The sequence below is a fragment of the Alphaproteobacteria bacterium genome, assembly GCA_019635875.1.
Classification (GTDB): domain Bacteria; phylum Pseudomonadota; class Alphaproteobacteria; order Reyranellales; family Reyranellaceae; genus JAFAZJ01.
The window spans coordinates 233,120-249,796 of record JAHBYP010000008.1; the positions used below are offsets into that span (position 1 = coordinate 233,120).

A 16,677-nucleotide genomic window follows, 5' to 3' on the forward strand; every position below is an offset into this window, starting at 1 on the left:
ACCTTCGCTTCTCCGGGGAAAGCAGGGCGGCCCTACAGGCCGAAGGGATAGGTATCCGGTGCGCCGGGCCGCGCGTGCTCGGCGCCCAGCGGCGTCACCGCGCTGGTCTCGTCAAACCAGACATAGGCGTCGAATTGCTGCGGCAGCGACGCGTCGCTGTAGTGGCTGAGAAGCTCGCTCTCCGGCCGGTAGATCACGCCGATGAAGCGCTGCAGCCTTGGCTCCAGCAGCCGGCCGCGCAGGGCCGCATCGCCGCCGAGGTCGAGCAGGAAGCGCGACACGCCGCTGTCGTGGCAAAGCCGCTCGACGCTGTCGCGATGCGAGGGTCGCACCGCCTTGACCTCCATGTCGCCGTCCCAGTCGTCGGCGGCGGCCACCGTGCCGGTATGGGTGCCGAAGCCGATCAGCGCCGCCTGCTTGCCGAATCGCTGGCGGCAAAGCTGGCCGAGATTGAGTTCGCCGCGCACATTGCCCATGTCGGTGAAACGCGCGTCGCCGATATGCGAGTTATGCGCCCAGACGATTGCTTTGGAGTTCGGGCCGCGCGCCTCCAGCAGATTCTGCAGCGTCTCGAACATGTGCGTGTCGCGCAGGTTCCAGGACTGCGCGCCGCCGTAATACATGATGCGGTAGTAGCGCTCGGCCGAGGCGACCAGGCGCGCGTTCTGCGCCGCGTCGAGGAAGCTCTCGCCGTCCCGGCCTGCATACTCCAGGCGCCGGCGCAGCAGGTCGCGGCATTGCGCGATCACCGCCTCCTCGCACTTCCCGTAGCCCGCTGTCAGCACCGCGCGGCCATAGGTCGCCGGATCGCGCTGCCACGGCGTCAGGCAGCCGTAGCGCTCGCGTGCGACGGCGGCCGCCTGCGGATCGACCCTGTCGAGATAGGCCAGCACGGCGGCGATCGAGCCGTGCATGTTGTAGAGGTCCAGACCGTAGAAGCCGGCGCGTCGGTCGACTGGCACGCCGTCGTTGTGCGCGCGCATCCAGTCGAGCAGCGCGTCCATCTCGAGATTGCGCCACATCCAGGTCGGGAAGCGCTGGAATGGCGGCTCGACATCGAGCCGCGCCGGCTTGTGGCGCACGTAGCGGTCGACAGCGGCTGCGTCCGGCCAGTCGGCCTCGACGGCGAGGATCTCGAAGCCCCGCTTCTCGATCAGGTGGCGCGTGATCGCCGCCCGCCCGTGATAGAACTCCGACGTGCCGTGACTGGCCTCGCCCAGCAGGACCACGCGGCGATCGGCGTAGCGCTCGAACAGCGCGCCGAAATTCGGGTCGTCGAGACCGGGCAAGGGCTCAGCCGCATCGGCGATCATCTGCGACAGGCTGCGCGTTCGCGCCGGCAGATGGCTGCTCGCCGCGCGGCTTCCATCCTCGGCCCAGCCCTGCTCGCCAATCAGCGGCACGAAGCGCACGCCGCCGAGGTTCTCCTCGTGATAGCGCCGGCCGCTACGTGTCACCTTGACCAGCGACTGCTGGCCGAACTCGTCGCCCACGGGAATCACCAGGCGGCCGCCGGGCGCGAGCTGCTCCTTCAGCGCCTGCGGCACCGTGGGCCCGCCCGCGGCCACCAGAATCGCGTTGAACGGCGCCTCCTCGGGCCAACCCCTGGTGCCGTCGCCGGCACGCACCTCGACATTGTCGCAACCCGCATCGCGCAGCCGTCGCCGCGCAGTCTCGGCCAAGCTGGCGTGGCGTTCGATGGTGAAGACGCGATCGGCGATCTCCGCCAGCACCGCTGCGGCGTAGCCCGAGCCAGTGCCGATCTCCAGCACCTTGTCGCCGGGCTTCACCTCGGCGGCCTCGGTCATCAGCGCCACGATATAGGGCTGCGAGATCGTCTGCTGCTCGCCGATCGGCAATGGCGAATCCTCGTAGGCGAACTCCTCCATGCCGGGCTCGACGAAGGCCTCGCGCGGCACGCGGCGCATCGCATCGAGCACAAGGCGGTCGCGCACGCCGCGCCGCGCGATATGGATGTCGACCATGCGGTCGCGGGCGTCGACGACGTCGAGCACGGGAGCCTCCGCTGACTTCTCCCCACGAAGGCGGGGAGAAAAGTGCATCCCATCGCTCAACGACCTCGTCACAGCGACGTTGCCGTCACATGATTTCCCATCACCCATAGGTGCGAATTCTGCGGTTGTGCCGGCGCGCGCGAACGGCCACAGACGCGACCCATGACCCGTAGTGCCGCACCGCTTCCGCGTGCCCACACCATCGCCGTGCTGATCGGCGCCGCCACGATGCTCTCGCTCAGCATGGGCATGCGCCAGAGCCTGGGCCTCTTCATGCCACCGATGGTGCGCGACCTGCAGCTCTCGGCCGCCGACTTCACCCTGGCGCTGGCGGTGCAGAACGCGGTGTGGGGCATAACCCAGCCGATGATCGGCCCGTGGGTCGACCGTTATGGCGTGCGCTGGATCGCGCTGACAGGCGGCGCGATCTATGCCGTCTCGCTGGCGCTGATGATCTGGGGCGGCTCCCTGCTGACGCTGATCCTCGGCGCCGGCGTGGGCATCGGCATCGCGCTCTCCTTCACCGCCTTTGCCACGACCTTGAGCGCCGCCACGCGCAGCGTCTCGCCGCCGCGGCGCGGGCTCGCCGTGGGCATCGTCGCCGCCGCCGGCTCACTTGGCACGCTGATCTGCGCGCCCTTCGCGCAAACCATGATGCAGGCCTTCGACTGGCAGATGGCGCTGCTCGGCTTCCTGGCGCTGGCCATCGCCATCCTGCCCGCCGCATTCGCGACGGGCATCGCCGATCGCGTGCCGGTCGCCGCCCCCACCGACCGCGCGCTTTCCCTGCGCGAAGCGCTCATCGAGGCCGGCGGCCATCGCGGCTACGTGGTGATGACGGTCGCCTTCTTCGTCTGCGGCCTGCAGCTGGTGTTCATCACCACGCACCTGCCGACCTATCTCGCCAATTGCGGCATCGACCCGATGGTCGGCGCGCAGGCGCTGGCGCTGATCGGCGCCTTCAATGTCGTGGGCTCGTTCCTGTTCGGCTGGCTGTCGGACCGCTACTCCAAGCGGCTGCTGCTGGCGATCATCTATCTCGCGCGCACGGCAGTGTTCGGCCTGTACTTCGCTTTGCCGGCCACGCCGCTGTCGACCCTGTTGTTCGCCGCCGCGATGGGGCTGACCTGGCTGGGCGTGGTGCCGCTGGTCAACGGCCTGATCGCGCAGATCTTCGGCCTGCGCTTCATGGCGACCCTCTACGGCATCACCTTCTTCAGCCACCAGCTCGGCTCCTTCGTCGGTGCCTGGGGTGGCGGCCTGCTCTACGACTGGGGCGGCAGTTACGACCTCGCCTGGAAGATCGGCGTCGTCATCGGCCTGATCGCCGGCACGATGCAGCTGCTGATGGATGAACGGCCGACGGCGCGCATGGCGGCACAGCCAGCATAGCGCCGGGCAGGGTTCACGCTGGCGGAAAGGCCCGCGAAGGCGGCGTCGCCAGCATGACCAGGTTGCCATCAGGATCATGCACTGGAGCCAGTGTCGAGTAGTCGCCCTTGATGTCATCCCCGAGCGTGATGCCCAGACCCTGCAGCCGGCGGCGTTCGGCCGCGACGTCGTTCACGTACAGGAACAACACACCTTTTCCGGCGATCTCCTCGCTGCTCGACAGCATCAACCCGCCATGGTCGAAGAGCTCCCAATGCACCAGCGTGTCCATCGGTCGGTGGTCCGGCTTGCGACCGAGCAGCTTCGTGTACCAACCTTCGGCTGCCGCGAGATCTGCGGTGAGCAGTGAGGTGTAGCTCTTCTGAAGGTTCATGGTGCGTCTCCGGAGCCTGATCGGTCCGAACGCCCGCTCGAGCGGCAAAGTTGCAAGCGCGGCCACTGTACACAATTTCGGGTTTCTGCCTGAAATTTAGGCACTGAAGCGCCTTGTGGTTAGTCGCCACCCCTTTCAGCCCGAGCACCGCAAGAGAGCCAGGCGGCTTCCCTGGATCCCTCGCGGTGCTCGGGATGACAGGAGATTTTCCGGATGACGGGGGATTCCAGCCTCGCCGAGGCGCTTGTTCAGCGGCGTTTCCGCGTTGGCCCATCGCTTGCTCTTCCTCCTGACGCGATCGAGGCCGCTCGAGGCCTCCGCCTTCAGGGGGAACGCTAATGAACGACTTCACCGCAATCGGCCGCCGCCGTCTGCTCGGCACCACCGCCGCCGGCCTCGCCGCCGCCACCCTGCCGCTCTCCGGCGCGCTGGCCCAGGGCAAGCCGCTGGTCGTGGGCTTCATCTATGTCGGGCCGCGCGACGACTACGGCTACAACCAGGCCCATGCCGAGGGCGCCGCGGCGCTGAAGAAGATGGCCGGGGTGAAGGTGCTGGAAGAGGAGAAGGTGCCGGAGACGGTCGCCGTCGAAAAGTCGATGGAGAGCATGATCAACCTCGACGGCGCCACGCTGCTGTTCCCGACCTCGTTCGGCTACTTCGACCCGCACATGCTGAAGATCGCGGCGAAGTACCCGAAGATGCAGTTCCGCCACTGCGGCGGCCTGTGGACCGCGGGCAAGCACCCCGCCAATACCGGCAGCTATTTCGGCTACATCGACGAGGGCCAGTATCTCAACGGCGTCGTCGCCGGCCACGCCAGCAAGAGCGGCAAGCTGGGCTTCGTCGCCGCCAAGCCGATCCCCCAGGTGCTCCGCAACATCAACGCCTTCACCCTGGGCGCGCGCTCGGTCAACCCGGCGATCACCACGCAGGTGATCATCACCGGCGACTGGGCGCTGCCGGTCAAGGAAGCCGAGGCGACCAACAGCCTGATCGCCCAGGGCGTCGACGTCGTGACCTGCCATGTCGACAGCCCGAAGGTCGTGGTCGAGACCGCCGAGAAGCGCGGCATCATGACCTGCGGCTATCACGCCAACCAGGCGAAGCTGGCGCCCAAGGGCTATCTCACCGGCGCCGAGTGGAACTGGCACAAGGTCTATACCGACTTCATCGCCGACATGAAGGCCAGCAAGGCGCCGGGCAATTTCGTGCGCGGCGGCCTGAAGGAAGGCTTCGTCAAGACCTCGCCCTACGGCGCGGCGGTGCCCGAGAAGGCGCGCACCATGGCCGACGGCATCAAGGCGCAGATGCTGGGCGGCGCCTTCACCATCTTCAAGGGCGCGATGAAGGACAACAAGGGAAACACCGTCATCGCCGCCGGCAAGTCGCACGCCCAGACCGATCCGTGGCTGGAGACGATGAACTGGATGGTCGAAGGCGTCATCGCCTAGGGCGCGGGCGGTGAGCGTCACAACGGCCGCCGGCGTCGACGCCGCGCGGCCGGCGGCGTGGGGTGCCAGGGCGACGGCGGCGGCGCAGGCCGCCGCGCCGACCGTCTTTGCCCTGCTGGTCACGGCGGTGATCTTCGCGATGTTCCTGTTCGCGTCGGGCGCCGATCCCTTCGAGGTCTACGGCCTGATCTGGACCGGCGCCTTCGCCAGCTGGTTCTCGCTGCAGAACACGCTGCTGCGCGCCGCGCCGCTCTTGCTGGTGGCGCTGTGCACCGCGCTGCCGGCGCGCCTCGGTCTGGTGATCATCGGCGGCGAAGGCGCGATCGTGCTGGGCGGGCTCGCCGCGGCGGCGATCGGCGTGCTGCTGGTCGATGCGCCCTACGTGCCGGCGATGCTGCTGATGGCGGCGGCGGCGATGGTCGCAGGCGCGGCGCTGATCGCGCTGGCCGGCTGGCTGCGCCACGCGCGCGGCGTCAACGAAACGATCTCCAGCCTGCTTCTGACCTACATCGCCGTCGCGGTATTCAACCACCTGGTCGAAGGCCCGCTGCGCGATCCCGCCAGCCTCAACAAGCCGTCGACGGCCTCGATCGGCGATCAGCACATGATCGGCGCGATTCCCGGCACCGACGTGCATTGGGGTCTGGCGATCGGCGTCGTCGTCTGCCTCGCCATGGCCGTGCTGATGCGCAAGACGACCTTCGGCTTCGCCACCCGCATGGTCGGCGGCAATGTGCGTGCCGCGCGGATGGCCGGCCTGCCGATCGGCCGGCTGGTGATCGCCACCTGCGCCATGGCCGGCGCCGCCGGCGGTCTCGCCGGCATGATCGAGGTCGCCGCCATCCACGGCAAGGCCAATGCCTCGCTCAATACCGGCTACGGCTTCACCGGCATCCTAGTCGCCTTCCTCGCGCGCCACGAGCCGTCGGCGGTGATTCCCGTCGCGATCCTGTTCGGCGGCATCAACGCCGCCGGCGGCCTGTTGCAGCGGCGCATGGACCTGCCCGACGCCACCGTGCTGGTGCTGCAGGGCATCCTCTTCGTCGTCCTGCTCGCCAGCGAAACGCTGCGCGGCCGCAGCATGTTCGGTGGCAAGGCATGAGCGGCCCAGCACCTTACCTTCCCCCGGAGGGGGAAGGTGCCCGACAGGGCGGATGGGGCATGTCGAAGACGAACACCGCTGTCGTTGAGACATCCCCCATCCGTCGCGCTGCGCGCGCCACCTTCCCCCTCCGAGGGAAGGTAGAAAGAAATTGCGAGTCCACCCATGGCCGATGACCTCGGGCTCTGGGCCGTGCCGGTGGCGATGCTGGGCGGTGCGATCCGTGTCAGCACGCCGTACATCTTCGTCAGCCTCGGCGAGTGCCTTACCGAACGCTCGGGCCGCATCAACCTCGGCCTCGAGGGCACGCTGGTGCTGGGCGCGATGGGCGCCTACGGCATCTCCTATCTCAGCGGCTCGCCGTGGCTCGGCGTGCTGGTGGCGATGGCGGCCGGCGCCTTCCTCGGCGGCCTGCATGCGCTGCTCTGCGGCCTGCCGAAGGTCAACGACATCGCCGTCGGCATCGCGCTGATGCTGTTCGGCACCGGCATCGCCTTCTTCCTCGGCAAGCCCTTCGTGCAGCCCAAGGCGCCCAACCTGCCGGCGATTCCGCTGGGCTGGTGGATCGACCAGCCGGAACTGCGCGCGGCGCTGGAGATCAATCCGCTGTTCGTCGTCGGCATCCTACTGTCGCTGGCGCTGACCTGGTTCCTCGGCCGCACGCGCTGGGGCCTGATCCTGCGCGCCGCCGGCGACAGCGCCGAAGCCGTGCGCGCCATGGGCTATTCGGCGCAGACCATGCGCTTCGTCGCCACCACGGCGGGCGGCGCGATGGCCGGCATCGGCGGCGCGTTCCTGTCGCTGTTCTATCCCGGCTCGTGGAACGAGGGCCTGTCGAGCGGCCAGGGCCTGATGGCGATCGCGCTGGTGATCTTCGCACGCTGGCAGCCGATCCGCTGCATCTGGGCCTCGCTGCTGTTCGGCGCCGCCGGCGCGCTCGGGCCGTCGCTGCAATCCGTGGGGGTCACCTGGGGCTACTACCTGTTCGGTGCCGCGCCCTACGTGCTGACCCTGGGAATCATGATCGCCACCTGCTCGCCCACGCGCAGCCTGCGCGGCGCGCCGGCCGAGCTGGGCGTCACGCGATAGATCATGAAATCCAAGTGTCATCCCGAGCGCAGCAAGGGATCCAGGGCGATCCTGGATCCCTCGCTGCGCTCGGGATGACAGGGAGAGGGAGAGAACCATGAGCGGACTGGGCGGACTCAACAAATCGGCCAACGGCGTGGTGATCGGGCTGGTACAGCTGCAGCTGCCGGTGATCGAGACGCGCGCCGACGTCACGAAGCAGGCGGCGAAGATCGTGTCGATGGTCGCCAAGGCCAGGCGTGGCATGTCGACGATGGATCTCGTCGTGTTTCCCGAGTACTCGCTGCACGGCCTGTCGATGGACACGCGGCCGGAGATCCTGTGCGATCTCGACGGGCCGGAGGTCGCGTCGTTCCGCAGCGCCTGTCATGCGAACAGGATCTGGGGCTGCTTCTCGATCATGGAGCGCAACCCCGACGGCAATCCCTACAACAGCGGCCTGATCATCGACGACACCGGCGCGATCCGCCTCTACTACCGCAAGCTCCATCCCTGGGTGCCGGTCGAGCCATGGGAGCCGGGCAATATCGGCATCCCGGTGTGCGACGGGCCCAACGGCTCGAAGCTCTCGCTGATCATCTGCCACGACGGCATGTTCCCGGAGATGGCGCGCGAGGCGGCCTACAAGGGCGCCGAGATCATGCTGCGCACCGCCGGCTACACCGCGCCGATCCGCCATGCCTGGAAAGTCACCAACCAGTCCAACGCCTTCTGCAACCTGATGGCCACCGCCTCGGTCTGCATGTGTGGCACCGACGGCACGTTCAACTCGATGGGCGAGGCGATGATCTGCGACTTCGACGGCACGATGCTGGTCGAAGGCAGCGGCGTGCCCGACGAGATCATCACCGCGGAAGTAAGGCCCGACCTGATCCGCGAGGCGCGCAACGGGTGGGGCGTGGAGAACAACATCTACCAGTTCGGCCATCGCGGCTACGTCGCGGTCAGGGACGGCGCCGGCGACTGCCCCTACACCTATATGCGCGACCTCGTCGGCGGCAAATACCGCCTGCCGTGGGAGGACCAGGTGAAGGTCAAGGACGGCACGAGCTGCGGCTTCCCGGTGCCCAACCGCAGCTACGGAGGCGCGTCGTGAGCACGATCGCCGCCGATCCCTATCCCTGGCCCTACAACGGCGACCTGCGCCCCGCGAACACGGCGCTGATCATCATCGACATGCAGACAGACTTCTGCGGCAAGGGCGGCTATGTCGACACGATGGGCTACGACCTGTCGCTGACCCGCGCGCCGATCGAGCCGATCAAGCGCGTGCTCAAGGCGATGCGCGCCAAGGGCTACCACGTCATCCATACGCGCGAGGGCCATCGCCCCGACCTCTCCGATCTGCCGGCCAACAAGCGCTGGCGCTCGCAGCGCATCGGTGCCGGCATCGGCGATCCCGGCCCGTGCGGGCGCATCCTGGTGCGCGGCGAGCCGGGCTGGGACATCATCTCCGAGCTGGCGCCGACGCCGGGAGAGCCGATCATCGACAAGCCCGGCAAGGGCAGCTTCTGCGCCACCGACCTCGAGCTGCTGCTGCGCACGCGCGGCATCGAGAACATCGTGCTGACGGGAATCACCACCGACGTCTGCGTGCACACGACGATGCGCGAGGCCAACGACCGCGGCTTCGAATGCCTGCTGCTCGAGGATTGCTGCGGCGCCACCGACCACGGCAACCATCTCGCGGCGATCAAGATGGTGAAGATGCAGGGCGGCGTGTTCGGCTCGGTGTCCAGCAGCGCAGACTTCATCGGGGGATTGCCGTGATGGCCGTTTTCAATTCCTTCTCCCCGCGCAGGCGGGGAGAAGGTGCCCGAAGGGCGGATGAGGGGCTTTGCAGAGTCTCAACAACGACGACATTCGTCGTTGCGCAAGGAAGCCCCTCATCCGCCTCGCTGCGCTCGGCACCTTCTCCCCGCCTTCGCGGGGAGAAGGAAAGAATGCCGTCATGACGCCGTCGGACGTCATCGGCGAGCCGCCGCGCCCCGCCGACCTGCCGCGCGCGCTGGCGCTGGAGGCCGTGCACATGAGCAAGGCCTTCGGCGCCAACAAGGCGCTCGACGACGTGTCGCTGAAGGTCGAGGCCGGCGAGTTGCACGCGTTGCTGGGCGAGAACGGCGCCGGCAAGAGCACCCTGGTGAAATGCGTGATGGGCTTCTATCACGCCGACAGCGGCCAGCTGATGATCGACGGCCGCGAACAGCTGGTCGACGGGCCGCGCGCGGCGCAGGCGCTGGGCATCGGCATGGTCTACCAGCACTTCACGCTGGTGCCGGGCATGACGGTGCTGGAGAACTTCGTGCTGTCGCGCGCCCGGCTGCCGGCGGTGCTCGACTGGAAGGCCGAACGCGCGAAGCTCGAGGCCTTCCTCGCGAAGATGCCGTTCAAGGTGCCGCTCGACGCGTATGCCGCCGACCTCGCCGCCGGCGACAAGCAGAAGGTCGAGATACTGCGCCAGCTCTATCTCGACAACCGGTTCCTCATCTTGGACGAGCCGACCTCGGTGCTGACGCCGGGCGAGGCGACGGAAGTGCTCGGCCTGCTGCGCGCCATGACGCGCGCGAAGTCGATCACCGTGATGATGATCACCCACAAGATGCGCGAGGTGATGGCCTTCGCCGACCGCGTCACCGTGCTGCGCCAGGGCAGGCTGGTCGGCAGCGCCGATGTCGCCACGGGATCGCCCGAGCAGTTCGCGGCGATGATGATCGGCGACGGCGAAGTCGCACCGCCGGCTTCGCGCGCTCAACGCGACGCCGGCGCGGTGCGGCTGAAGGTCGACGGCCTCGCGGTCACCAACGAGGCCGGCAAGCGCATGCTGCGCGGCGCCACGCTCGACGTGCGCGCCGGCGAGATCGTCGGCATCGCCGGCGTCTCCGGCAACGGCCAGCGCGAGCTGGTCGAGATCCTTGCCGGCCAGCGCTTAGCCGACGAAGGCGGCATCGCCATCGATGGCAAGGCCTATGGTGCCACGCGCGCCGAGGCCTCGGCGCTCGGCGTCGCCTGCCTGCCCGAGGAGCCGCTGCGCAACGCCTGCGTCGGCGCCATGAGCGTGGCCGAGAACATGGCGTTCCGCGATTTCGACCGCCCGCCGCACGCCAAAGGCGGCTGGTGGCTGCAGCCCGGCTCGATGCGCGACCGTGCGCGCGGCCTGATCTCGACCTTCAAGGTGCGCACGCCCGGCCCCGACGCGCCGATCGGCACGCTGTCGGGCGGCAACGTGCAGCGCGCCGTGCTCGGCCGCGAGCTCGGCCGGGCCGCGCGCGTGCTGGTGGTCGCCAATCCCTGCTTCGGGCTGGACTTCGTCGCGGTGGCCGAGACACGCAAGCGCATCGTCGAGGCGCGCGATTCCGGCGCCGCGGTGCTGCTGGTCAGCGAGGACCTGGACGAGATCTTCGAGCTCAGCGACCGCGTGCTGGTGATGTTCGAGGGCCGCATCGCCTACGACGCGCCAATCGCCGAGGCGCGCCCCGACATCGTCGGCCACCACATGGCTGGTCATTGAGATGATTGGCCGACCCACCCCGACTGTCATCCCGAGCGCAGCGAGGGATCTACGCGGTCTTCCTGGATCCCTCGCTGTGCTCGGGATGACAAAGGTACCGCAGCCATGCCCGTGATCGACGCCCAGCCCTATGCCTTCGAGTTCCCCGCCGGCAAGCTCGGCCTGATCGTCATCGACATGCAGCGCGACTTCGTCGAGCCCGGCGGCTTCGGTGCGACGCTTGGCAACGACGTGCGTCCCGTCGCGGCGATCGTGCCTGCGGTGCGTCGGCTGCTCGACAGCGCGCGCAGGGCGAAGCTGCCGATCATCCATACGCGCGAATGCCATCGGCCCGACCTGTCGGATTGCCCGCCGGCCAAGCTGACGCGCGGCAAGCCCGCGCTGCGCATCGGCGATCCCGGCCCGATGGGCCGCATCCTCATCGCCGGCGAGCCGGGCGCCGACATCGTGCCAGAGCTCGCCGCGCTGCCCGGCGAGATCGTGCTCGACAAGCCGGGCAAGGGTGCCTTCCACGCCACGCCGCTCGACGCCACGCTCGCCGGCCTGGGCATCACCCATCTGCTGTTCGCCGGCGTCACGACAGAAGTCTGCGTGCAGACGACGATGCGCGAGGCCAACGACCGCGGCTATGAGTGCCTGCTGGTCGAGGACTGCACCGAGAGCTACTTCCCCGAGTTCAAGCGCGCCACGCTCGACATGATCCGTGCCCAGGGCGCCATCGTCGGCTGGACGGCGCCGCTCGCGAAGGTGCTGCCCGCGCTGTAAAGCGCTTCCGCATCGCGGGCAGCCATGCCGCGCACGCATGGTCACGCGACTCCGCGCGGCCGTACACTGCGCGCCATGTCGCGTCCGTTCCATACCGAGCTTGTCGCGCGCCGGCAGGCCTATGCCCTGCTTGGCAGCGCCGCGCTGATGATGACCCTGGCCATGGGCATGCGTCAGAACCTCGGCCTGTTCCAGAAGCCGGCGGCCGAGGGGCTCGGCATCGCCGTCGCCGATTTCGCCTTCGCCGTCGCGGTGCAGCAGGTCGCCTGGGGCGTGACGCAGCCCTTCGCCGGCATGCTCGCGGACCGCTTCGGCACGCGCTGGGTCGCCATCGGCGGCAGCACGATGTACATCCTCGGACTCTACCTCGCCGCGACCGCCACGAGCGCGCTGCACATCACCATCGGCGTCGGCCTGCTGATCGGCACGGCGCTCTCCTGCACCAGCTCGAGCATCACCTCCAACATCGCCGCGCGCGTGGTCAGGCCGCAACGCCGTACCCTTGCCTTCGGCATCGTCGGCGCCGCCGGCTCGGTCGGGAGTCTGCTCACTGCGCCGCTGGCGCAGTACATGCTGAGCACCGAGGGCTGGCGTGCCGGGCTGTGGGCCTTCGCCATCCTCGGCCTGGCAATGCTGCCCGCCGCCTTCATCGGCGGCGGCGCAGACCGCCTGCCCAACGGCACCGCCGCCGACCGCGAGATGACGATCCGCGCTGCGCTGGGCGAAGCACGCAGCCATGGCGGCTTCGTCATCATGGCCTGCGCCTACTTCGTCTGCGGCCTGCAGCTGGTGTTCCTTACCACCCACCTGCCGACCTATCTGGCGAGCTGCGGCATGGACGGCGCCTATTACGGCGCGCTGGCGCTGATGCTGATCGGCGGCTTCAACATCCTGAGCTCGTGGGGCGCCGGCTGGCTCGGCGACCGCTTCCCCAAGCGCTACCTGCTGGGCGGCCTGTATCTGTCGCGCTCGGCCGTGCTGGCGCTCTATTTCATGATCCCGCCGACGCCGGCGACGACGCTGATCTTCGCCGCCGCCATGGGCATCCTGTGGCTGGGCGTGATCCCGCTGGTCAACGGCCTGGTCGTGCAGATCTTCGGCCTGCGCTACCTCTCGACCATCACCGGCTTCGCCTTCCTCAGCCACCAGGCCGGCTCCTTCCTCGGCGCCTGGGGCGGCGGCTACCTCTACGACCTGATGGGCAACTACGAGACGGCCTGGAAGATCGGCGTGCTGATCGGCCTGATCGCCGGCACCGCCCAGCTGCTGATGAACGACAGGCCCACGGCGAGGGTCGCGGCGCAGGGCGGGGCAGCTTGAAAATTCGTAACTTATAACTTAAGTTATAACCATGAAAGTCAAGGTCACAACCGTCGGCAACTCGGTGGGAGTCGTCCTACCGAAGGAAGTTCTGGCGCGGCTGAAGATCGAGAAGGGTGACACGCTGACCCTTGTCGAGACGCCGAACGGTATCGAACTGACGCCCTATGATGCGGAATTCGACGCGGTGATGGAGGCCGCGCGCAAAGGCATGCGCAAGTATCGAAACGCGCTGCGCGAACTTGCAAAGTGACTCGGCCATCGCGCATCTGGCAATGGCTGCCTCTGCGCGCCGTCTTGGCGATGCACGTCGAGCAAATCGCCGAACATGGAGGCAGCAGCGGCACCCGCGATCAGGGGCTGCTGGAGTCGGCCCTCGCGCGTCCACAGCACCTCGCGACCTACGGCGGGCCCGACGCCGCGGATTTGGCGGCGGCTTACGCGTTCGGCATTGCGCGAAATCATCCTTTCGTCGACGGCAATAAACGTACTGCGTTCACAGCGGCCTACGCTTTCCTCGCCCACAACGGCTTCGATCTCAACGCAACAGAAGTCGATGCCGCACTGGTCTTCACGGAGTTGGCGGCTGGGCGCCTGGACGAGCCCACGCTCGCGGCGTGGTACCGCAGGCACTTGGCGGAAGGCTGACCGTCCACCATCTGTGGGCAACCCCGACAACAAGAACATTGCGCGAACGGCGGTGGCACGGATAATGCGCCTCCCGGTCCGTTTGCCCCTCGCGCGTTCAGTGCCCAATGAGCAAGAGCCAGCCCGCTTTCCGCAGCCTCGCCGAGCCCAGCCGCTTCATCAGCGTGCGCGGCGCGCGCGAGCATAACCTGAAGAACATCGACGTCGACCTGCCGCGTGACCGGCTGATCGTGATCACCGGGCTGAGCGGCTCGGGCAAGTCCTCGCTCGCCTTCGACACGATCTACGCCGAGGGCCAGCGGCGCTACGTCGAGAGCCTGTCGGCCTATGCGCGGCAGTTCCTCGAGCTGATGCAGAAGCCCGACGTCGACTCCATCGAGGGCCTGTCGCCGGCGATCTCGATCGAGCAGAAGACGACCTCGCGCAACCCGCGCTCGACCGTCGGCACGGTCACCGAGATCTACGACTATCTGCGCCTGCTCTATGCGCGCGTCGGCATCCCCTACTCGCCGGCCACCGGCCTGCCGATCGAGAGCCAGACCGTCTCGCAGATGGTCGACCGCATCAAGGCGATGCCCGAGGGCACGCGGCTCTACCTGATGGCGCCCGTGGTGCGCGGGCGGAAGGGCGAGTACCGCAAGGAGCTGGCGGAGTGGCGCAAGCGCGGCTTCCAGCGCGTCAAGGTCGACGGCAAGCTCTACGAGATCGACGACGCCCCCACGCTCGACAAGAAGTACAAGCACGACATCGACGTCGTGGTCGACCGCATCGTCGTGCGCGCCGATCTCGGCAACCGCATCGCCGATTCGCTGGAGACGGCGCTCGAGCTGGCCGAAGGGATCGCCGTGGCCGAGAACGCCGACGGCGGCGAGCGCACGATCTTCTCGGCCAAGTTCGCCTGTCCCGTCTCGGGGTTCACCATCGAGGAGATCGAGCCGCGCCTCTTCTCCTTCAACGCGCCGCAGGGCGCCTGCCCCGCCTGCGACGGCCTGGGCGTGAAGATGTTCTTCGATCCCGACCTCGTGGTGCCCGACGACCGGCTGTCGCTGTCGGAGGGCGCGGTCGCGCCGTGGGCGGAATCGTCGTCGCAGTACTACGGCCAGACGCTCGAGAGCATCGCCAAGCACTTCAGGCAGAAGATGACCACGCCGTGGCGCGAGCTGCCCACGAAGATGCGCGACGCGATCCTCAAGGGCAGCGGCAACGAGCCGATCGCCATGCGCTACGACGACGGCATCCGCCAGTACCAGACGACCAAGCCGTTCGAGGGCGTGATCCCCAACATGAACCGGCGCTGGAAGGAGACCGACTCGTCGTGGGTGCGCGAGGAGATGGAGCGCTTCCAGAACGAGCACGCCTGCGAGGCCTGCAAGGGCGACCGCCTGAAGCCCGAGGCGCTGGCGGTGAAGATCGGCGGGCTGCACATCAGCGAGGTCACGCGCTTCGGCATCGGCGAGGCGGTGGAGTGGTTCGCCGCCCTGCCGGTGAAGCTCAGCGCCAAGCAGCGCGAGATCGCCGCGCGCATCCTCAAGGAGATCAACGAGCGGCTGGGCTTCCTCAACAACGTGGGCCTCAGCTACCTCAACCTCAACCGCTCCTCCGGCACGCTCAGCGGTGGCGAGAGCCAGCGCATCCGGCTGGCGTCGCAGATCGGCTCGGGCCTCACCGGCGTGCTCTACGTGCTCGACGAACCCTCGATCGGCCTGCACCAGCGCGACAACGACCGCCTGCTGCGCACGCTGACGCGGCTGCGCGATCTCGGCAACACGGTGATCGTCGTCGAGCACGACGAGGATGCGATCCGCTCAGCCGACCATCTCGTCGACATGGGCCCGGCCGCCGGCGCGCATGGCGGCCAGATCGTCGCCGAGGGCACGCCCGAGCAGGTGATGCGCAACCCCGACAGCGTCACCGGCCAGTACCTCTCCGGCTTCCGCCAGATCGAGGTGCCGACCAGGCGCCGGCCGGCCGACCGCAAGCGGCTGCTGACGGTCAAGGGCGCGAAGGAGAACAACCTGCAGAACGTCAGCGCCTCGATCCCGCTCGGCACCTTCACCTGCGTCACCGGCGTATCGGGCAGCGGCAAGTCCACGCTGATCATCGAGACGCTCTACAAGGCGCTGGCCAAGCGGCTCAACGGCGCGCGCGAGCAGCCCGGCGTGCACGAGCGCATCGAGGGCGTCGAGCATCTCGACAAGATCGTCGACATCGACCAGTCGCCGATCGGCCGCACGCCGCGCAGCAACCCCGCGACCTATACCGGCGCCTTCTCGCCGATCCGCGACTGGTTCGCGCAACTGCCCGAGTCGACGACGCGCGGCTACAAGCCCGGTCGCTTCTCCTTCAACGTCAAGGGCGGACGCTGCGAGGCCTGCCAGGGCGACGGCGTGATCAAGATCGAGATGCACTTTCTGCCGGATGTCTACGTGCAGTGCGATGTCTGCAAGGGCAAGCGCTACAACCGCGAGACGCTCGAGGTGCTGTTCAAGGGCAAGTCGATCGCCGACGTGCTGGAGATGACCGTCGACGAGGGCGTCGAGTTCTTCAAAGCGGTGCCGGTGATCCGCGACAAGCTCCTGACCCTGCAGCAGGTCGGCCTCGGCTACATCCATATCGGCCAGCAGGCGACGACGCTCTCCGGCGGCGAGGCGCAGCGCGTGAAGCTCGCCAAGGAACTGTCGCGCCGCGCCACCGGGCGCACGCTCTACATTCTCGACGAGCCCACCACCGGCCTGCATTTCGACGACGTGCGCAAGCTCCTGGAGGTGCTGCATCGGCTGGTCGAGACCGGCAACACGGTGCTGGTGATCGAGCACAATCTCGAGGTGATCAAGACCGCCGACTGGATCCTCGATCTCGGCCCCGACGGCGGCGCCGGCGGCGGCCGCGTCGTCGCCGAGGGCACGCCTGAGGACGTCGCGCGCGTCGCCGAGAGCTTCACCGGCCAGTACCTCGCGCCCCACCTACGCAAGGGCGGCACGACCGCCGCGCGCAAGCGAGCATAAAGAGACACT

At 68.2% G+C, this 16,677-nt stretch carries 14 protein-coding genes; 12 read left to right on the forward strand and 2 right to left on the reverse strand.

Annotation, left to right across the window (positions count from 1 at the left end; translation table 11 throughout):
* Positions 1–32: 32 nt before the first annotated feature.
* Positions 33–1,985: a protein-L-isoaspartate(D-aspartate) O-methyltransferase gene (locus KF889_25095; protein MBX3502735.1), complete on the reverse strand. Its 1,953-nt coding sequence runs from the start codon at positions 1,983–1,985 to the stop codon at positions 33–35.
* A 192-nt stretch (positions 1,986–2,177) separates the two neighbouring features.
* On the opposite strand from KF889_25095, the gene KF889_25100 reads away from it, so the two are divergent.
* Positions 2,178–3,407: an MFS transporter gene (locus KF889_25100; GenBank protein ID MBX3502736.1), complete on the forward strand. Its 1,230-nt coding sequence runs from the start codon at positions 2,178–2,180 to the stop codon at positions 3,405–3,407.
* Positions 3,408–3,420: 13 nt separating this feature from the next.
* On the opposite strand, the gene KF889_25105 is transcribed toward KF889_25100, so the two are convergent.
* Positions 3,421–3,780, reverse strand: a complete 360-nt coding sequence (locus KF889_25105; GenBank protein ID MBX3502737.1) for a VOC family protein — start codon at positions 3,778–3,780, stop codon at positions 3,421–3,423.
* A gap of 338 nt (positions 3,781–4,118) precedes the next feature.
* On the opposite strand from KF889_25105, the gene KF889_25110 reads away from it, so the two are divergent.
* From KF889_25110 to uvrA, 11 genes are all read left to right on the forward strand, one after another.
* Positions 4,119–5,231: a BMP family ABC transporter substrate-binding protein gene (locus tag KF889_25110; GenBank protein ID MBX3502738.1), complete on the forward strand. Its 1,113-nt coding sequence runs from the start codon at positions 4,119–4,121 to the stop codon at positions 5,229–5,231.
* A 139-nt stretch (positions 5,232–5,370) separates the two neighbouring features.
* On the forward strand, positions 5,371–6,333 hold the full coding sequence (locus KF889_25115; protein ID MBX3502739.1) for an ABC transporter permease: 963 nt from the start codon (positions 5,371–5,373) through the stop codon (positions 6,331–6,333).
* 165 nt (positions 6,334–6,498) lie between these two features.
* The gene (locus tag KF889_25120) at positions 6,499–7,422 is read left to right on the forward strand and encodes an ABC transporter permease (GenBank protein ID MBX3502740.1); all 924 of its coding nucleotides are present in this window, start codon (positions 6,499–6,501) and stop codon (positions 7,420–7,422) included.
* Positions 7,423–7,519: 97 nt separating this feature from the next.
* The gene (locus KF889_25125; protein MBX3502741.1) at positions 7,520–8,518 is read left to right on the forward strand and encodes a formamidase; all 999 of its coding nucleotides are present in this window, start codon (positions 7,520–7,522) and stop codon (positions 8,516–8,518) included.
* Entirely contained in the window at positions 8,515–9,192 is a 678-nt protein-coding gene (locus KF889_25130; GenBank protein ID MBX3502742.1) for a cysteine hydrolase, read from the forward strand. Before KF889_25125 ends, KF889_25130 begins: the two co-directional genes overlap by 4 nt.
* Before the next feature lie 181 nt (positions 9,193–9,373).
* Positions 9,374–10,930, forward strand: coding sequence for an ABC transporter ATP-binding protein (locus KF889_25135; protein ID MBX3502743.1), 1,557 nt, complete (start codon positions 9,374–9,376; stop codon positions 10,928–10,930).
* A gap of 105 nt (positions 10,931–11,035) precedes the next feature.
* Entirely contained in the window at positions 11,036–11,695 is a 660-nt protein-coding gene (locus KF889_25140; GenBank protein MBX3502744.1) for a cysteine hydrolase, read from the forward strand.
* 147 nt (positions 11,696–11,842) lie between these two features.
* Positions 11,843–13,015, forward strand: coding sequence for an MFS transporter (locus KF889_25145; GenBank protein ID MBX3502745.1), 1,173 nt, complete (start codon positions 11,843–11,845; stop codon positions 13,013–13,015).
* A 31-nt stretch (positions 13,016–13,046) separates the two neighbouring features.
* On the forward strand, positions 13,047–13,268 hold the full coding sequence (locus tag KF889_25150; protein ID MBX3502746.1) for an AbrB/MazE/SpoVT family DNA-binding domain-containing protein: 222 nt from the start codon (positions 13,047–13,049) through the stop codon (positions 13,266–13,268).
* Positions 13,265–13,663, forward strand: coding sequence for a type II toxin-antitoxin system death-on-curing family toxin (locus KF889_25155; protein ID MBX3502747.1), 399 nt, complete (start codon positions 13,265–13,267; stop codon positions 13,661–13,663). The genes KF889_25150 and KF889_25155 overlap by 4 nt, the downstream gene beginning before the upstream one ends.
* 107 nt (positions 13,664–13,770) lie before the next feature.
* Positions 13,771–16,668: an excinuclease ABC subunit UvrA gene (uvrA, locus tag KF889_25160; GenBank protein MBX3502748.1), complete on the forward strand. Its 2,898-nt coding sequence runs from the start codon at positions 13,771–13,773 to the stop codon at positions 16,666–16,668.
* The last annotated feature ends 9 nt before the right edge of the window (positions 16,669–16,677 follow it).

Bases quoted from the DNA above. Each gene is read 5' to 3' on its own strand.
- KF889_25095 (MBX3502735.1), bottom strand. From the start codon at position 1,985: ATGGTCGACATCCATATCGCGCGGCGCGGCGTGCGCGACCGCCTTGTG.
- KF889_25100 (MBX3502736.1), top strand. From the start codon at position 2,178: ATGACCCGTAGTGCCGCACCGCTTCCGCGTGCCCACACCATCGCCGTG.
- KF889_25105 (MBX3502737.1), bottom strand. From the start codon at position 3,780: ATGAACCTTCAGAAGAGCTACACCTCACTGCTCACCGCAGATCTCGCG.
- KF889_25110 (MBX3502738.1), top strand. From the start codon at position 4,119: ATGAACGACTTCACCGCAATCGGCCGCCGCCGTCTGCTCGGCACCACC.
- KF889_25115 (MBX3502739.1), top strand. From the start codon at position 5,371: ATGTTCCTGTTCGCGTCGGGCGCCGATCCCTTCGAGGTCTACGGCCTG.
- KF889_25120 (MBX3502740.1), top strand. From the start codon at position 6,499: ATGGCCGATGACCTCGGGCTCTGGGCCGTGCCGGTGGCGATGCTGGGC.
- KF889_25125 (MBX3502741.1), top strand. From the start codon at position 7,520: ATGAGCGGACTGGGCGGACTCAACAAATCGGCCAACGGCGTGGTGATC.
- KF889_25135 (MBX3502743.1), top strand. From the start codon at position 9,374: ATGACGCCGTCGGACGTCATCGGCGAGCCGCCGCGCCCCGCCGACCTG.
- KF889_25140 (MBX3502744.1), top strand. From the start codon at position 11,036: ATGCCCGTGATCGACGCCCAGCCCTATGCCTTCGAGTTCCCCGCCGGC.
- KF889_25145 (MBX3502745.1), top strand. From the start codon at position 11,843: ATGATGACCCTGGCCATGGGCATGCGTCAGAACCTCGGCCTGTTCCAG.
- KF889_25150 (MBX3502746.1), top strand. From the start codon at position 13,047: ATGAAAGTCAAGGTCACAACCGTCGGCAACTCGGTGGGAGTCGTCCTA.
- uvrA (MBX3502748.1), top strand. From the start codon at position 13,771: ATGAGCAAGAGCCAGCCCGCTTTCCGCAGCCTCGCCGAGCCCAGCCGC.